This is a genomic window from Pseudomonas sp. Ors-4-3C (assembly GCF_055755035.1).
Genome location: NZ_CM146900.1, coordinates 5,049,607 through 5,065,574, shown reverse-complemented (window position 1 = coordinate 5,065,574; position 15,968 = coordinate 5,049,607). Strand labels below are relative to the sequence as shown.

The following is a 15,968-nucleotide window of genomic DNA, read 5'->3' as shown; positions in this document are numbered from 1 at the left end:
TCTCTATCACTCGAAGAAGGACGGCTTTATGACGGTGGCTCTGTGGTGCGTATTGATCGCGATTTTCCTGCCGTATGTGTGCACGATCGTGGCCAAGGCCACCGGCGGTTTCAGGCTTCAGGACAACCATGATCCCCGGGACTTTCTCGAAAGCCTGAACGGCGTGGCCCGACGGGCGCATGCGGCGCAGTTGAACAGTTTCGAGGTGATGCCGGCGTTTGCGGCAGCGGTGATCGTTGCGCATCTGGTGGGCACGGCGCAGTTGGTGACGGTGAATGTGCTGGCGGTGATGTTCATCACCAGCCGCCTGCTGTACATCATCTGCTACCTGGCGGACTGGGCGATTCTGCGGTCGCTGGTGTGGTTTGTCGGGATGGGGCTGATTGCTGCGTTCTTCTTTGTGTCTGTCTGAATCTCGGGTGTTGCTGCTGGCCTCTTCGCGAGCAAGCCCGCTCCCACAGGGTTCTTTGGTGTACACAGGATTTGTGCTCGCCATTGATACCTGTGGGAGCGGGCTTGCCCGCGAAGGCGATAGCTCAGGCACCGAAGTGCTTAAGGTTTGTCCTTCACCGTATCGGCGACTTGCGGCACTTGCGGCAACGCCGCACCTTTAGGCCAGAGCATCCAGATCTGCCCCTGCTGCTTCATGTCCCCGGCTAACTGCCCGGCGGCGTCGCCCGTGCCCCAGAACAGGTCCGCGCGCACCTCGCCGGCAATCGCGCCGCCTGTGTCCTGCGCCGCGACCGGGCGAACCAAAGCGGTGCCATCCGGGCGGGTGGTCGACAGCCACAGCAGGCTGCCCAACGGAATCACCTTGCGATCCACCGCTGCGCTGTAGCCGGCGGTCAGCGGCACATTGAGCGAACCGCGCGGACCTTCGTTGCTGTCCGGGTTACGGGTGAAGAACACGTAGCTCGGGTTGCTGCCCAGCAGCTCCGGGATGCGCGACGGGTTGGCTTTGGCCCAGTTGCTGATCGCGCTCATGGTCACGTCTTCTTTCTTCAACTCGCCCTGTTCCACCAGCCAGCGGCCGATCGGTCGGTACGGGTGGCCGTTCTGGTCGGCGTAGGCGATGCGCAGTTGCTTGCCATCCGGTGTCTGAATCCGCCCCGAGCCCTGGATCTGCAAAAACTGCAGGTTCATTGGATCGGTCAGGTACGCCACTACCGGCGCTTTGACGCCTTTGGACTCGATGGTTGCCGCGTCGTCATACGGCTTGAGCACTCGGCCTTCGAGACGGCCACGCAGGCGTTTGCCCTTGAGTTCCGGATAAATGCTGTCCAGCGAGACGATGATCATGTCTTCCGGCACGCCGTACACCGGCACGTTCGCCACCTCGGTGGGGGTCAGGCTGCCGGGGTAGACCGGTTCGTAGTAACCGGTGATCAGACCGTTGGGGTTGTCATGCTCGGCGCGCAGTCCGAACACGTCGAGGTTCTGCTTGAGGAACGCGCGAATCTCGTTGGCGCTTTGCGGCACGTTGGCGGCTGCCGCGCAGGTGCCGCCCCAGACCGGGTCGGCCTTGAGTCGGGTGCAGGCGCTGCGCCACGAGCCGAAACCGGCGATCAGATCGCTGTCGGACACCGCCGGCAGGGCTTCCCAGGTGGTGCTGGAATAAGTGGCCAAGGCGTGGGTTTTCGGTTTGGCATTGTCGCCGCCCGTACAGCCGGCAAGGATTGCCAGCAGCGGCAGGGTTGCGATCAGTGGGTGACGCCAGGCCTTGAAACGGCTGTTCATGGAGTGATTCCTGTGCCGGTTGCCCAAGTGCTCCATGCGCTCGGGCAACCCGTATTTTTAATAGGGCTATTGGTGTTTGTCGGCGACGCGAGGATACTGGCCGCCGAATTCCGTGACTTGAAGCCACCATGACTCTTAAAAGAATTTCTGTTGTATTGCTGGCCTGTCTGACCTTGTCCGCCTGTGGCGGCGTCGATCCGAATTCTCCGCTGGGGCAACGCAAGGCGATCTTCAAGCAGATGCTCAAGACCGGCGAAGACCTGGGCGGCATGTTGCGCGGACGCATTCCGTTCGACGGGCCGAAATTCACCGAGGGTGCAGTGAAACTCGACGCGCTGTCCCATGAGCCGTGGAAGCATTTCCCGCAGGTGCGTGAAGAAGATCACACCAGCGCCAAGGACGATGTCTGGTCGCGTCAGGCACGCTTTCAGGAACTGGCCCGCAACCTTGAGGCCGCCACCGGTGAACTGGTGACCGCCAGCAAGGTTCAGCCGTACAAGGCCAGTAACCTCGGGCCGGCGGTGCAGAAGGTTGAAGATGCCTGCAGCGCTTGCCATAAAGAGTTTCGGGATCATTGAACTGCTGAGCAATTGTGGCGAGGGGATTTATCCCCGATCGGCGGCGAAGCCGTCGTGAACCCATTCAACCGAGTTGAGTCTGGTGCAGCGCGGTTGAATGGAGTTGGGGCCGCTTCGCGGCCCATCGGGGATAAATCCCCTCACCACAAAAAAACCTCACCACACAAATCTCCTGACCCAACCTTCGGTTACTTGTCGATCTGGTCCAGCGCGTCCTGCAGTTCTTTGCGCGACTCGGCGAGCTTGTTCTTGCGCTTGTCGATCTTCTCCGGATCGCCTTTCTTCATGGCCTTGTCGAGATCGGCCTGGCGCTTGCTCACTTCGTGCTTGGCTTCCAGCACCTTGTTCTCGCGTTCTTTCTTCAGGCCGGCATCGGTGCAATTCTTCGTCACTTCATCCAGGGCGGTTTGCAGGCCGGCCTGCTGATCGGTGTTGCCCCGGGACTTGGCCTGTTCGAGCTGATTGATGATGCCCTGCTTCTTGGCGGCGCAACCGGTCAGGCCCGGTGCATCTTCGTCGGCCATCACAGGCGCGGCCAGGACGCCACAGAGAGTCAGCAAGGCGAGCGGTGCAAGAAATTTCATAAAAGCTCCATGTGCAAAGGCAGTCGGGTCGGGGGCACTGCGCTGTTTGAGCGTCTGACGGCCCTTGGGTTCCCGGCTGCCGGGGATTGCGTGATCAGAAACCGTCGATTCCGGCGGCGCGTAATGTGTCACTCAAGGCCAGCACCTGCGGGTCGCGGAAGAATGCGCTCAATTGCGCCGCGCGGCCCGGGCCGATTCCGGCTTGTGCCTGCCATTGTTCGGTGTCGCGTTGCGCCAGCGCCTGCCACGAGTCGGCCAGTCGGGCCTGACCTGTCGGCGGCATGCCCAACGCTTTGAGCCACTGGGCGAACGGCCGTTGCCGGGCGCTGTGAAAGCTGTTGATCAGGCGTGCGCTGCTGCGCTCGCCGAAGCCGGCAATGTTAGCAAGCTCTGGCTCATCAAGGGTCAACCAATCCAGCAGGTTGTTCAGGCGGCCTGTTTCCAGAAGTTTCTCCCAAGTGCCGCGCCCGACATTCTGCAGCGCCAGTCCTTGTTTGCCACTGAGCCAGGTCAGTCGAGCGAGAAACTGGCTTTTGCATTCCGGCGTCGGTTGCCAGCAGCTCAGGGCATGAAAGTCGTGGGCGTCGGGGATCTCCAGATCGACGCGTTCGACACTGCGCAGCACCACACTGTCGAGTCGCGGAATGGTCAGTCCGGCCAGGCTGATGGCAACCTGATCGCCGGGACGAATGTCCAGTTCCTGCCAGCGCTTCAGCGAGCTGACGCTGACACGTTTGATCTGACGGTCATCGAGGGCAACGGGCTTCAGTTCCAGAACGGGGGTGATACGCCCGGTGCGACCGACTTTGAAATTGACTTTGCGCACCTGCGCCAAGGCCTGGGCGAACGGATATTTCCAGGCGATGACCCAATAGGGCGAGCGCGCCTGCCAGCGTTCGGCGGGAGGCCTCTGGCTTTGGCGCAGAACGATCCCGTCCGTGGCGAACGGCAGGGGCGAGCGATACCAGTGTTCGCGCCATGTCTGAGCCTCGGCGAAATGGCTGATCGGCTGGCTGTAAGGTGCGGTCGTGGCGAAGCCCAATGTCGCCAGCATGGAAATTCGATCCGGCAGTTCGATCGGCCCTTGCGGCCAGTCCCAGACGAACAGGCCGACCCCGGCCGCTTGTTCGGCACTCAAGGTTTTGCGCGCCATCAGGCCGGCAACGGTCGCACGGGCGTTGACGCTGCCGGAACTGGCCTGAACATGCTTGTCCAGGCGCCAATAGAGTTCGCCCTGAACCAGCAGATCCACCGGGCGTGTCAAGCGTTGGGGAATGGCGCTGATCTTCTGCGCGGAAGGAGTCCAGTCATGACCGTTGACCCCGTCGCCGCGACTGATCGCCTGCCGCAAGACGCCACCGCTATAGATCAGCGTCACGGCAACGCCATCCACTTTGGGTTGTACCCAGACATCCTTTCGATCCCGCAGCCAGGTTTCAATGGCCGATGCCTCGTGAATCTTGTCCAGGCCAGTGTGGGCGACCGGATGCGCGACGGAGCCTGATGCTGTGCGCAAAGGGGCGGGCGCCGAGTGCCGCGCGAAGCACTGGCGCCATTCGTTGAGTCGCAGGCGCGATTGATCGTAGAGCTCGTCGGCAATCAGCGAGCGGCCTTCGCGGTGGTAGGCGTCGTCCCATTGATCGATCTGCTTTTGCAGGGCCGAGACTTCAATTTGCGCCTTGCTGGCTGACCAGTCCGGGCAGGCTGCGTAAGCGATCAGAGGGGTGAAACTCAGCAGAAGCGTTGAAAACAGGCGCAGCGTGACAAGCATTTTGAGCGTCCTTGCTCAGGGGCAATGCTTGAAGGCTAGGTGAGGATTGCGGGTCGGGTAGCCTGGGTGTTTTGCGGGGTGTTGCGCAGCATTAAAGTCAAAAGATCGCAGCCTTCGGCAGCTCCTACATGGGAATGCATTCTGTAGGAGCTGCCGAAGGCTGCGATCTTTTGATCTTGGCAAGCATGAAAAAGCCCCGCACGGCGCGAACCGTGCGGGGCTTTTTGTGCAGCCGGGGAGGGCTTACAGACCAGCGGCAGAACGCAGAGCGTCGGCGCGGTCGGTTTTTTCCCAGGTGAATGTGGTGAAGGTGTCTTCGCCAACCGTCTTGGTCTGCGGAGCACGGCCGAAGTGGCCGTAGGCTGCAGTTTCCTTGTACATCGGGTGCAGCAGATCGAGCATGGTGGTGATCGCGTATGGACGCAGGTCGAACACTTCACGCACCAGTTTGATGATCTTGTCATCGCTGATCTTGCCGGTACCGAAGGTGTTCAGCGAGATCGAAGTCGGCTGAGCGACACCGATGGCGTAGGACACCTGGATCTCGCAACGCTCGGCCAGGCCGGCAGCGACGATGTTCTTGGCCACGTAACGGCCAGCGTAGGCAGCCGAACGGTCAACCTTCGATGGATCTTTACCGGAGAACGCGCCACCGCCGTGACGGGCCATGCCGCCGTAGCTGTCGACGATGATCTTGCGACCGGTCAGACCGCAGTCACCTACCGGGCCGCCAATGATGAACTGGCCAGTGGGGTTGATGTGGAACTGGGTGTCCTTGCTCAGCAGTTCGGCAGGCAGTACGTGCTTGACGATCAGCTCCATCACGCCTTCGCGCAGGTCTTTGTACGACACTTCAGGGTTGTGCTGGGTCGACAGTACGACGGCGTCGATACCGACAACCTTGCCGCCTTCGTAACGGCAGGTCACTTGCGACTTGGCGTCCGGACGCAGCCACGGCAGCAGACCCGATTTGCGGGCTTCGGCCTGACGCTGCACCAACTGGTGCGAGAAGGTGATCGGAGCCGGCATCAAAACGTCGGTTTCGTTGCTGGCGTAGCCGAACATCAGGCCCTGGTCGCCGGCGCCCTGATCTTCAGGCTTGGCACGGTCAACACCCTGGTTGATGTCTGGGGACTGCTTGCCGATGATGTTCATCACGCCGCAGGTCGCGCCGTCGAAGCCGACTTCGGAGCTGGTGTAGCCGATGTCGCAGATCACGTCACGAACGATCTGCTCCAGGTCGACCCAGGCGCTGGTGGTCACTTCACCGGCCACGATGGCTACGCCGGTCTTGACCAGGGTTTCCACGGCAACGCGTGCGTGTTTGTCCTGGGCGATAATGGCGTCCAGCACCGCATCGGAAATCTGGTCGGCGATTTTGTCCGGATGCCCTTCGGACACGGACTCGGAGGTGAAGAGGGAGTATTCGCTCATCTCGATGTTTTCCTGAATTTACCGATGGTGAGTGTCGCCAGCCGGTCGCTGAAAGTGGCGAACCTGGATCTGGAAACCATTACGTAAGCCTACATAGAGGCTGTCCCCGGGAACGAGTCCCGCAGCGGTGGCCCAACGGGCCAAATCGTCCTGTTCAAACCCCAACCACAGATCACCGCAGGCCTCCCTGGCCCAACTCTGGTTGTGGCTACATAACTCTGTCACGAGCAGGCTACCGCCCGGTTGCAGCAGGCCGGCCATGTGCTTGAGCGCTTCGGCCGGCGCGGCGAAATGGTGCAACACCATGTTCAGTACCACGCAATCGGCCTGAAGGCTGGAGCCATTCAATGCATCGGCCAATTGCAGGCTGACGTTAGCCAGCCGTTCACGTTCACATACCTGACGCGCCAGTTCGAGCATCGCCGGGCTGTTGTCCAGCGCGGTTACGGTGCCGAAGCGACGGGCCAGTTCCGGCAGAAAAGCACCATCGCCGGGGCCGACTTCAATGGCCGTGGCAGCACCATTGAAGTTCAGTTTGTCGAGCAGGGCCAGCACGCTGTCGCGGTACTGCGGCAGGCCTGCGATCAAGTCTTGCTGGGCGCGAAATTTCTCTGCGACCCGAGCGAAAAATTCCTGGCTGGCCGCTTCACGTTGCCCGTGAACCTGGGCGATACGCGCTTGCACGTCCTCTGGCAGCGCCAGGTTGTCGACTTCTTCTAACAATGCTGCGTGCAGTTTACCGCCCAGCAATTCGGTGTGAGGCAGGGCGCGACGATAGAAAATCGCGTTGCCTTCGCGGCGCGTTGCCACCAGATCGGCCTGGGCCAGCACCTTCAGGTGATGGCTCATGCCGGACTGACCAATACCGAAAATCTGCGCCAGCTCCAGTACACCGAACGAATCGTTGGCCAGCGCGCGCAATACATTCAGGCGCAGCGGGTCGCCACCGGCCTTGCACAGGGCCGCCAGCTCGTCGCAGTCGTCATGGCGAATGGAAGGCACGCGTAAGTTCATAGGGCCAGCAGTCTAGTGACGGCGGGAAATCGCCGCAAGGGCAATATCAAAAAGTTTTGATATTGCACGATAGATGGCACTTCTCACTGGCTGGTTAACTCTACAAACGAACAGCGGAAAGGTTTCACCAAGCGAATCCACTGTTAACCATGGGAAAAACGCCTCCGTATGACTATCTGTCATTGCCCCGAGGCGCTCCGGTGAGGGAAAATGCCCTCCTTTTTTCCGTTTCAATTATTCACACCCAGGAGATCAGCGATGCCTAGCCGTCGTGAGCGTGCCAACGCCATTCGTGCCCTCAGCATGGATGCCGTGCAAAAAGCCAACAGCGGCCATCCCGGTGCCCCCATGGGTATGGCAGATATCGCCGAAGTACTTTGGCGCGACTACCTCAAGCACAACCCGAGCAACCCGTCGTTCGCCGACCGTGACCGCTTCGTGCTGTCCAACGGCCACGGCTCGATGTTGATCTACTCGCTGCTGCACCTGACCGGTTACGACCTGTCGATCGACGACCTCAAGCAGTTCCGTCAGCTGCACAGCCGCACCCCGGGTCACCCGGAATTCGGCTACACCCCGGGCGTCGAGACCACCACCGGCCCGCTGGGTCAGGGTCTGGCCAACGCTGTGGGTTTTGCCCTGGCAGAAAAAGTGCTGGCCGCGCAGTTCAACCGTCCTGGCCACGACATCGTGGATCACCACACCTACGTGTTCCTCGGTGATGGCTGCATGATGGAAGGCATTTCCCACGAAGTCGCTTCCCTGGCCGGTACGCTGGGCCTGGGCAAGCTGATCGCCTTCTACGATGACAACGGCATCTCCATCGACGGCGAAGTCGAGGGCTGGTTCACCGACGACACCCCGAAGCGTTTCGAAGCCTACAACTGGCAGGTGATCCGCAACGTCGACGGTCACGATCCGGAAGAGATCAAGACCGCCATCGAAACTGCGCGCAAGAGCCCGCTGCCGACCCTGATCTGCTGCAAGACCACCATCGGTTTCGGTTCGCCGAACAAGCAGGGCAAGGAAGATTGCCACGGCGCGCCACTGGGCGACGCCGAAATCGCCCTGACCCGCAAGGCGCTGAACTGGAACTACGGCCCGTTCGAAATCCCGGCCGACATCTATGCCGAGTGGGATGCCAAGGAAAAAGGTCGCGCTGCCGAAGCCGAGTGGGATCAGCGTTTCGCTGCTTACTCCGCGGCGTTCCCGACCGAAGCCAACGAGCTGATCCGTCGTCTGAGCGGCGAACTGCCGGCTGACTTCGCTGAAAAAGCCTCGGCTTACATCGCTGAAGTGGCTGCCAAGGGCGAAACCATCGCCAGCCGCAAAGCCAGCCAGAACACCCTGAACGCGTTCGGCCCGCTGCTGCCGGAGCTGCTCGGCGGTTCGGCTGACCTGGCCGGTTCCAACCTGACCCTGTGGAAAGGTTGCAAAGGCGTCAGCGCTGAAGATGCCAGCGGCAACTACATGTACTACGGCGTGCGCGAATTCGGCATGACCGCGATCATGAACGGCGTGTCCCTGCACGGCGGCCTGGTGCCTTACGGCGCGACCTTCCTGATGTTCATGGAATACGCGCGCAACGCAGTGCGCATGTCGGCGCTGATGAAGAAGCGTGTGATTCACGTCTACACCCACGACTCCATCGGTCTGGGCGAAGACGGCCCGACGCACCAGCCGATCGAGCAACTGACCAGCCTGCGTACCACACCGAACCTCGACACCTGGCGTCCAGCCGACGCCGTGGAATCGGCGGTGGCCTGGAAAAACGCGCTGGAGCGTAAAGATGGCCCTTCGGCGCTGATCTTCTCGCGTCAGAACCTGCAGCACCAGGAACGCGATGCCGGCCAGATCGCCGACATCAGCCGCGGTGGCTACGTGTTGAAGGACTGCGCAGGCGAGCCTGAGCTGATCCTGATCTCCACCGGTTCGGAAGTCGGTCTGGCCGTTCAGGCCTACGACAAACTGACCGAGCAGGGCCGCAAGGTGCGTGTGGTTTCCATGCCTTGCACCAGCGTGTTCGACGCTCAGGACGCTGGCTACAAGCAATCGGTTCTGCCGCTGCAGGTCAGCGCACGTATTGCGATCGAAGCGGCTCACGCCGACTTCTGGTTCAAGTATGTGGGTCTGGAAGGTCGCGTGATCGGCATGACCACCTACGGCGAATCGGCTCCGGCTTCGGCACTGTTCGAAGAGTTCGGCTTCACCCTGGAAAACATCCTGGGTCAGGCTGAAGAACTGCTGGAAGACTGATCCAGAAGTCGCGTCGTCTGGACTGACGCCTTCGCGAGCAAGCCCGCTCCCACAGGGGGATTTGTTGTGTGACACAAGCAGTGTTCACAACCCTGATCCAGTGTGGGAGCGGGCTTGCTCGCGAAATCGGTGGTTCAGACACCACTGCAATAACCGATTCAAACGGTAATCGAGAACCCCATGCCTCAACCGCGTCCCTACAAAGTTGCACTCAACGGCTACGGCCGGATTGGTCGTTGCGTCTTGCGTGCATTGTTTGAGCGAGGGGCGAAGGCAGGGTTTGAAATTGTCGCGATCAACGATCTGGCGGACATGGCCAGCATCGAATACCTGACACGCTTCGACTCCACCCACGGCCGCTTTCCCGGCGAAGTGCGAGTAGAAGGCGATTGTCTGCATATTAATGGCGACTGCGTGAAGGTCTTGCGCAGTGCCACCCCCGAAGGCATCGATTGGGCCGCTCTTGGCGTCGATCTGGTGCTGGAGTGCTCTGGCGCCTATCACACCCGTGAAGACGGCCAGCGTTTCCTCGACGCCGGCGCGCCACGCGTGCTGTTCTCGCAGCCGATGGCCAGCGAGGCGGATGTCGACGCCACCATCGTCTACGGCGTCAATCAGGATTGCCTGACCGGCGCCGAACTGCTGGTGTCCAACGCCTCCTGCACCACCAACTGCGGCGTGCCGCTGTTGCGTCTGCTGGACAAGGCGATTGGCCTGGATTACGTGTCGATCACCACGATTCACTCGGCAATGAACGATCAGCCGGTGATCGACGCCTATCACCACGAAGACCTGCGCCGCACCCGTTCGGCGTTCCAGTCGGTGATCCCGGTGTCCACTGGTCTGACGCGTGGCATCGAGCGCCTGCTGCCGGAACTTGCCGGGCGAATTCAGGCCAAAGCCGTACGCGTGCCGACGGTCAACGTGTCCTGCCTCGACATCACGATGCAGACCGCCACCGCGACCGACGCGAACGAGGTCAACCGGATCCTGCGCGAGGCCGCCACCAATGGCCCGCTCAAAGGTCTGCTGGCCTACACCGAGTTGCCGCATGCCAGCTGTGATTTCAACCATGACCCACATTCGGCCATCGTCGATGCCAGTCAGACCCGTGTTTCCGGCCCGAAGCTGGTGAACATCCTGGCCTGGTTCGACAACGAATGGGGTTTTGCCAACCGAATGCTGGACGTTGCAGAACACTATCTGCAAACAGCGATTTCAAAAAAACCTGCTCTCTAAGAACAGCTACTCAGGAAGTGCGACCCATGACCGTGTTGAAGATGTCCGACCTCGATCTGCAAGGTAAGCGCGTATTGATCCGCGAAGACCTCAACGTCCCAGTTAAGGACGGTGTTGTCACCAGCGATGCGCGTATCCTGGCTTCGCTGCCGACCATCAAGCTGGCCCTGGAAAAAGGCGCGGCGGTGATGGTGTGTTCGCACCTGGGCCGTCCGACCGAAGGCGAGTTCTCCGCCGAGAACAGCCTCAAGCCAGTCGCCGACTACCTGAGCAAGGCCCTGGGTCGCGAAGTGCCGCTGGTGGCCGATTACCTGGGCGGCGTTGACGTCAAGGCCGGCGACATCGTGCTGTTCGAAAACGTACGCTTCAACAAGGGCGAGAAAAAGAACGCCGACGACCTGGCCCAGCAATACGCCGCCCTGTGCGACGTGTTCGTGATGGACGCCTTCGGTACCGCGCACCGCGCCGAGGGTTCGACCCACGGCGTGGCCAAGTTCGCCAAAGTCGCCGCTGCCGGCCCGCTGCTGGCCGCTGAGCTGGACGCACTGGGCAAGGCGCTGGGCGCACCGGCCAAGCCAATGGCCGCGATCGTTGCCGGCTCCAAGGTGTCGACCAAACTCGACGTACTCAACAGCCTGAGCCAGATCTGCGATCAACTGATCGTCGGTGGCGGCATCGCCAACACCTTCCTCGCTGCCGCCGGTCACCCGGTCGGCAAGTCGCTGTACGAGCCGGACCTGCTGGACACCGCGCGCGCCATCGCCGCCAAGGTCAGCGTGCCGCTGCCGGTGGACGTGGTCGTCGCCAAGGAATTCGCTGAAAGCGCCGAAGCCACCGTCAAGCTGATTGCTGACGTGGCTGCTGACGACATGATTCTGGACATTGGCCCGCAGACCGCCGCCAACTTCGCCGAACTGCTGAAATCGTCGAAAACCATCCTGTGGAACGGCCCGGTCGGCGTGTTCGAATTCGACCAGTTCGGCAACGGCACCAAAGTGCTGGCCCAGGCCATCGCTGACAGCGCGGCGTTCTCCATTGCCGGCGGTGGCGACACCCTGGCAGCCATCGATAAATATGGCGTGGCTGAGCAAATCTCCTACATTTCCACCGGTGGTGGCGCGTTCCTCGAATTCGTCGAAGGCAAGGTGCTGCCGGCCGTTGAAGTTCTGGAAAGCCGGGCCAAGGCCTGAGGCCGCCCGTTTGGCCAGGCAAAGGAGTGGTTACATGGTCAAGTCGTTAGTGCTGTTGTTGCTGACCGGTACATTGGCGGCCTGCGGGAGTAACCCTAAGGCCGAGGCGACACCTGCGCCGGATGCGGTGCAGAAAGGCTGCTACCAGGCCGACTGGCAGGCCGAAACCAACCCGGTGCTGAACAAGCGCTCGGGGCCGGATGGCCTGGACAAGTACGAGACGCAAACCCCGGCCAAGGAACATGGTTGTCCTTGACCGGTCTGGCTCTTTAACTCAGGGCTGGCGGCGTGCGCCGTCAGTCGAGGAACACGGATGAAAGGCTTGATCGCCATTGCGGCGTTGGCATTGTTGGGCGGTTGCGCGCAGATGAATCTGTTTCAGTCGTCCGCCCCTGCTGACAACTGGACGACATGGACCTGCGACAGCCAGGCCAAAGTGCTGTGGCGCTACACCGATGCCAGCCAGAAGGAAGTCGATGTTCGACTGGGCGGCGGCGATCAGGTCTATCGCCTGAAAGAAGAACCGGGCGCCTCGGGCGTGCTGTACAGCGACGGCATGCTGGCGTTTCACGTCAAGGGTGAGGAAGGCCTGGTGTACTGGGTCGCCACCAATGACCTGATCGGCCGCGGCTGCAAGGCGCAGTAATTGACACACCGCAGGCCCATTGTAGGAGTGAGCCTGCTCGCGATAGCGGTATGACAGTCGCTGCAGTACTGGCTGCAGGATTGCTATCGCGAGCAGGCTCACTCCTGCAAGGGCTCTGTGTAGTTCTTGAGAATTTGCTTTATCGAATCACCAGACCGGGCTTCGACCCCCGATCTGCAATCACTTGAATAGCCGCCGCCGCTCCGGCAGGCTGGCACGATTAACGACCCTCAACCGGGAGAGACACACACAATGGCACTTATCAGCATGCGCCAGATGCTGGACCACGCAGCCGAGTTCGGCTACGGCGTTCCAGCCTTCAACGTCAACAACCTTGAGCAGATGCGCGCCATCATGGAAGCCGCTGACAAGACTGACTCCCCGGTGATCGTCCAGGCTTCGGCCGGCGCTCGCAAATACGCCGGCGCGCCATTCCTGCGTCACCTGATCCTGGCCGCGATCGAAGAATTCCCGCACATCCCGGTGTGCATGCACCAGGACCACGGCACCAGCCCTGATGTCTGCCAGCGTTCGATTCAACTGGGCTTCAGCTCGGTGATGATGGACGGCTCCCTCGGCGAAGACGGCAAGACCCCGACCGACTACGAATACAACGTCCGCGTGACCCAGCAGACCGTGGCCATGGCTCACGCCTGCGGCGTTTCGGTTGAAGGCGAGTTGGGCTGCCTGGGTTCGCTGGAAACCGGCATGGCCGGTGAAGAGGACGGCATCGGCGCTGAAGGCGTTCTGGATCACAGCCAGATGCTGACCGACCCGGAAGAAGCCGCTGACTTCGTCAAGAAGACCCAGGTCGATGCCCTGGCCATCGCCATCGGCACCAGCCACGGCGCCTACAAGTTCACCAAGCCACCTACCGGCGACGTGCTGGCGATCGACCGCATCAAGGAAATCCACAAACGCATCCCGAACACCCACCTGGTGATGCACGGTTCCTCTTCGGTTCCGCAAGAGTGGCTGGCGATCATCAACCAGTACGGCGGCGACATCAAAGAAACCTACGGCGTACCGGTTGAAGAAATCGTCGAAGGCATCAAGTACGGCGTGCGCAAGGTCAACATCGACACCGACCTGCGCCTGGCATCCACCGGCGCCATGCGTCGCCTGATGGCCACCAACCCGAGCGAATTCGACCCACGCAAATTCTTCGGTGCGACCGTGACGGCGATGCGTGATGTATGTATCGCTCGCTACGAAGCGTTTGGTACTGCCGGTAATGCTTCGAAGATCAAGCCGATCTCGCTGGAAGCGATGTTCCAGCGTTATCTGAAGGGTGAGTTGAATGCCAAGGTGAACTAAGCCTGAACGTTGAGCTGCGCTGATAAAAAACCCGCCGAGAGGCGGGTTTTTTTATGGGTGGTGATTTCTTCGTGTAGCGACACTGTTCATGAGGAGTGCCTGATAAATTGATCTAACTGAGTTTTGCTTATTTCCAATAGATCTCAATGACTGTCAGATCTGACAGTAGGCAGCCTCAAGCGATACTCACAAGATAAGGTTCCACCTCGTAATGGAGTACACAGCAATGACTATTAAGGACGTTAAACCCAAAGGCCCGGCCCCGGTTACCCTGCCAGTTGAGCCAAAAACGGAAAACCTCAAAAACTCCAAGGGGCCAGCTCCTGTCACACTCCCTAAGCAACCGGAGTAAGCCCTCTGGCTTTAGAATCCACAGACATGTGAATTCTTTTTACTTAGTGAAGTATTGAGGCAATAGCTGTCCATGTGAGAAACCCGCCGAGAGGCGGGTTTTTTATGGGCGTAATTAAACAAATATTTCCGCTAGCGCTTCAAGCGTAAGCATCACTGCCGGAACGACGGAGAGCGGCAATAATACGTGCATAGACGTTCATGCCCACGGAATGGGTGCCTTTCTCTATCGCGAGGTCGGCGAGTTGCGCTTGCGTTAGTCCGCGATTCAGACGCTTTATGCGTAACTGGGCGGCGAGGCGGCTTATTAATAGAGCGTGAACCATGTACTGTCTCTTTAACTTTCAAAGTTAACTGTGGCGTAAACGCTACATTTGACCGTCATGAGTCCGCTCGCACGCGTCCGCGTCTAAACCCGATCAGTGGATATTTTGGGTATTAGAAGTATTGAATATATGCTTTATTAATATAAAAACCTGTCAGATATAACAGGTGTGCCGGGCCAGTTGAAACATTAAGCTTCGAACTCACTTATTTTGTAGGGCGAAGATATGAAAAACGAATTTGAAGCTGGTAAGGGATTTTTGGGTAAACTGAATATCACTTACAAGCATCCAGAGTATGGTTCTCACCCGCTTAATCTTAAGGATGAAGGGTTGTACGCTGACGAAGAGTTTTTTTTTCTTAATCCCCGGTATAGGACTTTTGGGGGGCATGAATATTATATGGCGGTTAGATTTAAAAAAGACCTTGTCGTTGGTAAAGAATACAAACTAGAGGGGAATGATCATGGCCCGATTTGGGCGCAACTAGAATTAGACTCGGAAGCCGGTGATAAACATGCGAGTGGTACCTTTGAATTGACCAGAAGCGGGCACCGGCCCAAAGGAGTCTTTAATCTATTTGAGAAAGGGGTCTTTGAAGTAGAAGGTGATTTTGAGTTCTATGAAAACCGTAGCTGACATTGGTCTGATGCCGTAAGGCAGACTCATAGAGTCTGCCGTTTTTTGGGTTTTGCATCACCTGTGGATGCGCGCCAGTTTTATTTGTCGTGATCAATATCCAGCTTGGTAAATGTCACCTGCCCACCCTCACTGGTGTACCCGGTGTTGTCCTGCACATACACGCCGGCCTTGAAGTACAGCGGCTTATTCCGCCAGGTTGCGCTGATCTGTGAATCCCACTGATAGCCTGCCGCGCTCACGCCGAGCGCACCGCCGGGACTGAGGTGAATGAGGTAGTTGAATTCGTTGTCCAGCTTGATACCGGTCGCCAGGGTGATGACACGGCTTTCGTCATCGTCCGGGTGCATGCGCACTTTGATCACCAGGTTGCCGGTCTGGGTCTTTTCCTTGTACTGGTATTCGAGTTTGACCATCGGCTTCTGGCTTTCATAGGCGTGGATCTGGCCGATGACGATCTTGCCGGAGCTGGGCACCTTGTTCACTGCGAGGGTCGCGCGCAGGGTGTTGTCGGCGTCCGGGTAGTACCAGTTGCGCAGGGTGCCGTTGCTGAAGGTTTCGCGCAGTTCGGTGCGCGGGTAGATGGCGTTTTCGGTTTTTGACCCGGTGACCGGGGACCAGAAAAACAGCGTGCCGGTGTCGGAATGGAAGTACTGATCCTTGAAGCCATTCACCAGTTTGGAGGTTTCGACGGTGTACGGCGGATTGCCGACGGGAACGCTGAGGTTCCAGGTTGCGAGATCGATCATGTCGGTTCTTCCACTCAATTCATCCTGAACGCGAGTGCCAGAAGCTCTAGCCCGCGCCTTTTCGGGCGGCCTTTATAAGCGTAGAGGACTTTTTTGTTAACGCCCGTTTGGCAGATGATTGGCGTCAACATCCTGTCGAA

Annotated in this window: 15 protein-coding genes and 1 pseudogene; 9 read left to right on the top strand and 7 right to left on the bottom strand. The window is 59.5% G+C overall.

Annotation, left to right across the window (positions count from 1 at the left end):
- The first annotated feature begins 28 nt into the window (after positions 1-28).
- Entirely contained in the window at positions 29-412 is a 384-nt protein-coding gene (locus tag ACVHNU_RS22910) for an MAPEG family protein (RefSeq protein WP_400507590.1), read from the top strand.
- A gap of 140 nt (positions 413-552) precedes the next feature.
- Here ACVHNU_RS22910 and mltA read toward each other — a convergent pair whose 3' ends face one another.
- The gene (gene mltA / locus ACVHNU_RS22905; protein WP_473018353.1) at positions 553-1,737 is read right to left on the bottom strand and encodes a murein transglycosylase A; all 1,185 of its coding nucleotides are present in this window, start codon (positions 1,735-1,737) and stop codon (positions 553-555) included.
- Positions 1,738-1,865: 128 nt separating this feature from the next.
- On the opposite strand from mltA, the gene ACVHNU_RS22900 reads away from it, so the two are divergent.
- Positions 1,866-2,315 (top strand): c-type cytochrome, encoded by a 450-nt coding sequence (locus ACVHNU_RS22900; protein ID WP_003229030.1) that lies wholly within the window; start codon positions 1,866-1,868, stop codon positions 2,313-2,315.
- Positions 2,316-2,503: 188 nt separating this feature from the next.
- Here ACVHNU_RS22900 and ACVHNU_RS22895 read toward each other — a convergent pair whose 3' ends face one another.
- From ACVHNU_RS22895 to ACVHNU_RS22880, 4 genes are all read right to left on the bottom strand, one after another.
- Positions 2,504-2,899, bottom strand: coding sequence for a DUF1090 domain-containing protein (locus ACVHNU_RS22895; protein WP_003229029.1), 396 nt, complete (start codon positions 2,897-2,899; stop codon positions 2,504-2,506).
- A gap of 94 nt (positions 2,900-2,993) precedes the next feature.
- Complete coding sequence (gene ligB / locus ACVHNU_RS22890) at positions 2,994-4,670, bottom strand: NAD-dependent DNA ligase LigB (protein ID WP_473018352.1); 1,677 nt, start codon at positions 4,668-4,670, stop codon at positions 2,994-2,996.
- A gap of 243 nt (positions 4,671-4,913) precedes the next feature.
- Positions 4,914-6,104 carry a methionine adenosyltransferase gene (metK, locus tag ACVHNU_RS22885; protein WP_103485198.1) on the bottom strand — a complete coding sequence of 397 codons (1,191 nt, stop codon included), beginning with the start codon at positions 6,102-6,104 and terminating at the stop codon, positions 4,914-4,916.
- A gap of 18 nt (positions 6,105-6,122) precedes the next feature.
- Entirely contained in the window at positions 6,123-7,118 is a 996-nt protein-coding gene (locus tag ACVHNU_RS22880) for an ArsR/SmtB family transcription factor (RefSeq protein ID WP_003229023.1), read from the bottom strand.
- 258 nt (positions 7,119-7,376) lie between these two features.
- Between ACVHNU_RS22880 and tkt the strand changes: the two genes are divergently transcribed.
- The 6 genes from tkt (at position 7,377) to fba (ending at position 13,766) form a co-directional block, all read left to right on the top strand.
- The gene (gene tkt, locus ACVHNU_RS22875; RefSeq protein WP_226500925.1) at positions 7,377-9,374 is read left to right on the top strand and encodes a transketolase; all 1,998 of its coding nucleotides are present in this window, start codon (positions 7,377-7,379) and stop codon (positions 9,372-9,374) included.
- A 180-nt stretch (positions 9,375-9,554) separates the two neighbouring features.
- Entirely contained in the window at positions 9,555-10,613 is a 1,059-nt protein-coding gene (epd, locus tag ACVHNU_RS22870; RefSeq protein WP_473018351.1) for an erythrose-4-phosphate dehydrogenase, read from the top strand.
- Positions 10,614-10,639: 26 nt separating this feature from the next.
- The gene (locus ACVHNU_RS22865) at positions 10,640-11,803 is read left to right on the top strand and encodes a phosphoglycerate kinase (RefSeq protein ID WP_003229015.1); all 1,164 of its coding nucleotides are present in this window, start codon (positions 10,640-10,642) and stop codon (positions 11,801-11,803) included.
- A gap of 34 nt (positions 11,804-11,837) precedes the next feature.
- Positions 11,838-12,059 carry a hypothetical protein gene (locus ACVHNU_RS22860; protein ID WP_003229014.1) on the top strand — a complete coding sequence of 74 codons (222 nt, stop codon included), beginning with the start codon at positions 11,838-11,840 and terminating at the stop codon, positions 12,057-12,059.
- Between the two features lie 57 nt (positions 12,060-12,116).
- Positions 12,117-12,449: an MliC family protein gene (locus tag ACVHNU_RS22855; protein ID WP_473018350.1), complete on the top strand. Its 333-nt coding sequence runs from the start codon at positions 12,117-12,119 to the stop codon at positions 12,447-12,449.
- A gap of 252 nt (positions 12,450-12,701) precedes the next feature.
- Positions 12,702-13,766, top strand: coding sequence for a class II fructose-bisphosphate aldolase (fba, locus tag ACVHNU_RS22850; RefSeq protein WP_003229012.1), 1,065 nt, complete (start codon positions 12,702-12,704; stop codon positions 13,764-13,766).
- A gap of 466 nt (positions 13,767-14,232) precedes the next feature.
- On the opposite strand, the pseudogene ACVHNU_RS22845 reads toward fba, so the two are convergent.
- Positions 14,233-14,443, bottom strand: a pseudogene (locus tag ACVHNU_RS22845) (transcriptional regulator).
- 225 nt (positions 14,444-14,668) lie between these two features.
- Between ACVHNU_RS22845 and ACVHNU_RS22840 the strand changes: the two are divergent.
- Positions 14,669-15,079, top strand: a complete 411-nt coding sequence (locus ACVHNU_RS22840) for a hypothetical protein (RefSeq protein ID WP_473018349.1) — start codon at positions 14,669-14,671, stop codon at positions 15,077-15,079.
- 80 nt (positions 15,080-15,159) lie between these two features.
- Here ACVHNU_RS22840 and ACVHNU_RS22835 read toward each other — a convergent pair whose 3' ends face one another.
- Positions 15,160-15,828: a polysaccharide lyase family 7 protein gene (locus ACVHNU_RS22835; protein WP_226500927.1), complete on the bottom strand. Its 669-nt coding sequence runs from the start codon at positions 15,826-15,828 to the stop codon at positions 15,160-15,162.
- Between the last annotated feature and the right edge of the window lie 140 nt (positions 15,829-15,968).

Coding starts and splice junctions, on each gene's coding strand:
- ACVHNU_RS22910 (WP_400507590.1), top strand. CDS start 29: ATGACGGTGGCTCTGTGGTGCGTATTGATCGCGATTTTCCTGCCGTAT.
- mltA (WP_473018353.1), bottom strand. CDS start 1,737: ATGAACAGCCGTTTCAAGGCCTGGCGTCACCCACTGATCGCAACCCTG.
- ACVHNU_RS22900 (WP_003229030.1), top strand. CDS start 1,866: ATGACTCTTAAAAGAATTTCTGTTGTATTGCTGGCCTGTCTGACCTTG.
- ACVHNU_RS22895 (WP_003229029.1), bottom strand. CDS start 2,899: ATGAAATTTCTTGCACCGCTCGCCTTGCTGACTCTCTGTGGCGTCCTG.
- ligB (WP_473018352.1), bottom strand. CDS start 4,670: ATGCTTGTCACGCTGCGCCTGTTTTCAACGCTTCTGCTGAGTTTCACC.
- metK (WP_103485198.1), bottom strand. CDS start 6,104: ATGAGCGAATACTCCCTCTTCACCTCCGAGTCCGTGTCCGAAGGGCAT.
- ACVHNU_RS22880 (WP_003229023.1), bottom strand. CDS start 7,118: ATGAACTTACGCGTGCCTTCCATTCGCCATGACGACTGCGACGAGCTG.
- tkt (WP_226500925.1), top strand. CDS start 7,377: ATGCCTAGCCGTCGTGAGCGTGCCAACGCCATTCGTGCCCTCAGCATG.
- epd (WP_473018351.1), top strand. CDS start 9,555: ATGCCTCAACCGCGTCCCTACAAAGTTGCACTCAACGGCTACGGCCGG.
- ACVHNU_RS22865 (WP_003229015.1), top strand. CDS start 10,640: ATGACCGTGTTGAAGATGTCCGACCTCGATCTGCAAGGTAAGCGCGTA.
- ACVHNU_RS22860 (WP_003229014.1), top strand. CDS start 11,838: ATGGTCAAGTCGTTAGTGCTGTTGTTGCTGACCGGTACATTGGCGGCC.
- ACVHNU_RS22855 (WP_473018350.1), top strand. CDS start 12,117: ATGAAAGGCTTGATCGCCATTGCGGCGTTGGCATTGTTGGGCGGTTGC.
- fba (WP_003229012.1), top strand. CDS start 12,702: ATGGCACTTATCAGCATGCGCCAGATGCTGGACCACGCAGCCGAGTTC.
- ACVHNU_RS22840 (WP_473018349.1), top strand. CDS start 14,669: ATGAAAAACGAATTTGAAGCTGGTAAGGGATTTTTGGGTAAACTGAAT.
- ACVHNU_RS22835 (WP_226500927.1), bottom strand. CDS start 15,828: ATGATCGATCTCGCAACCTGGAACCTCAGCGTTCCCGTCGGCAATCCG.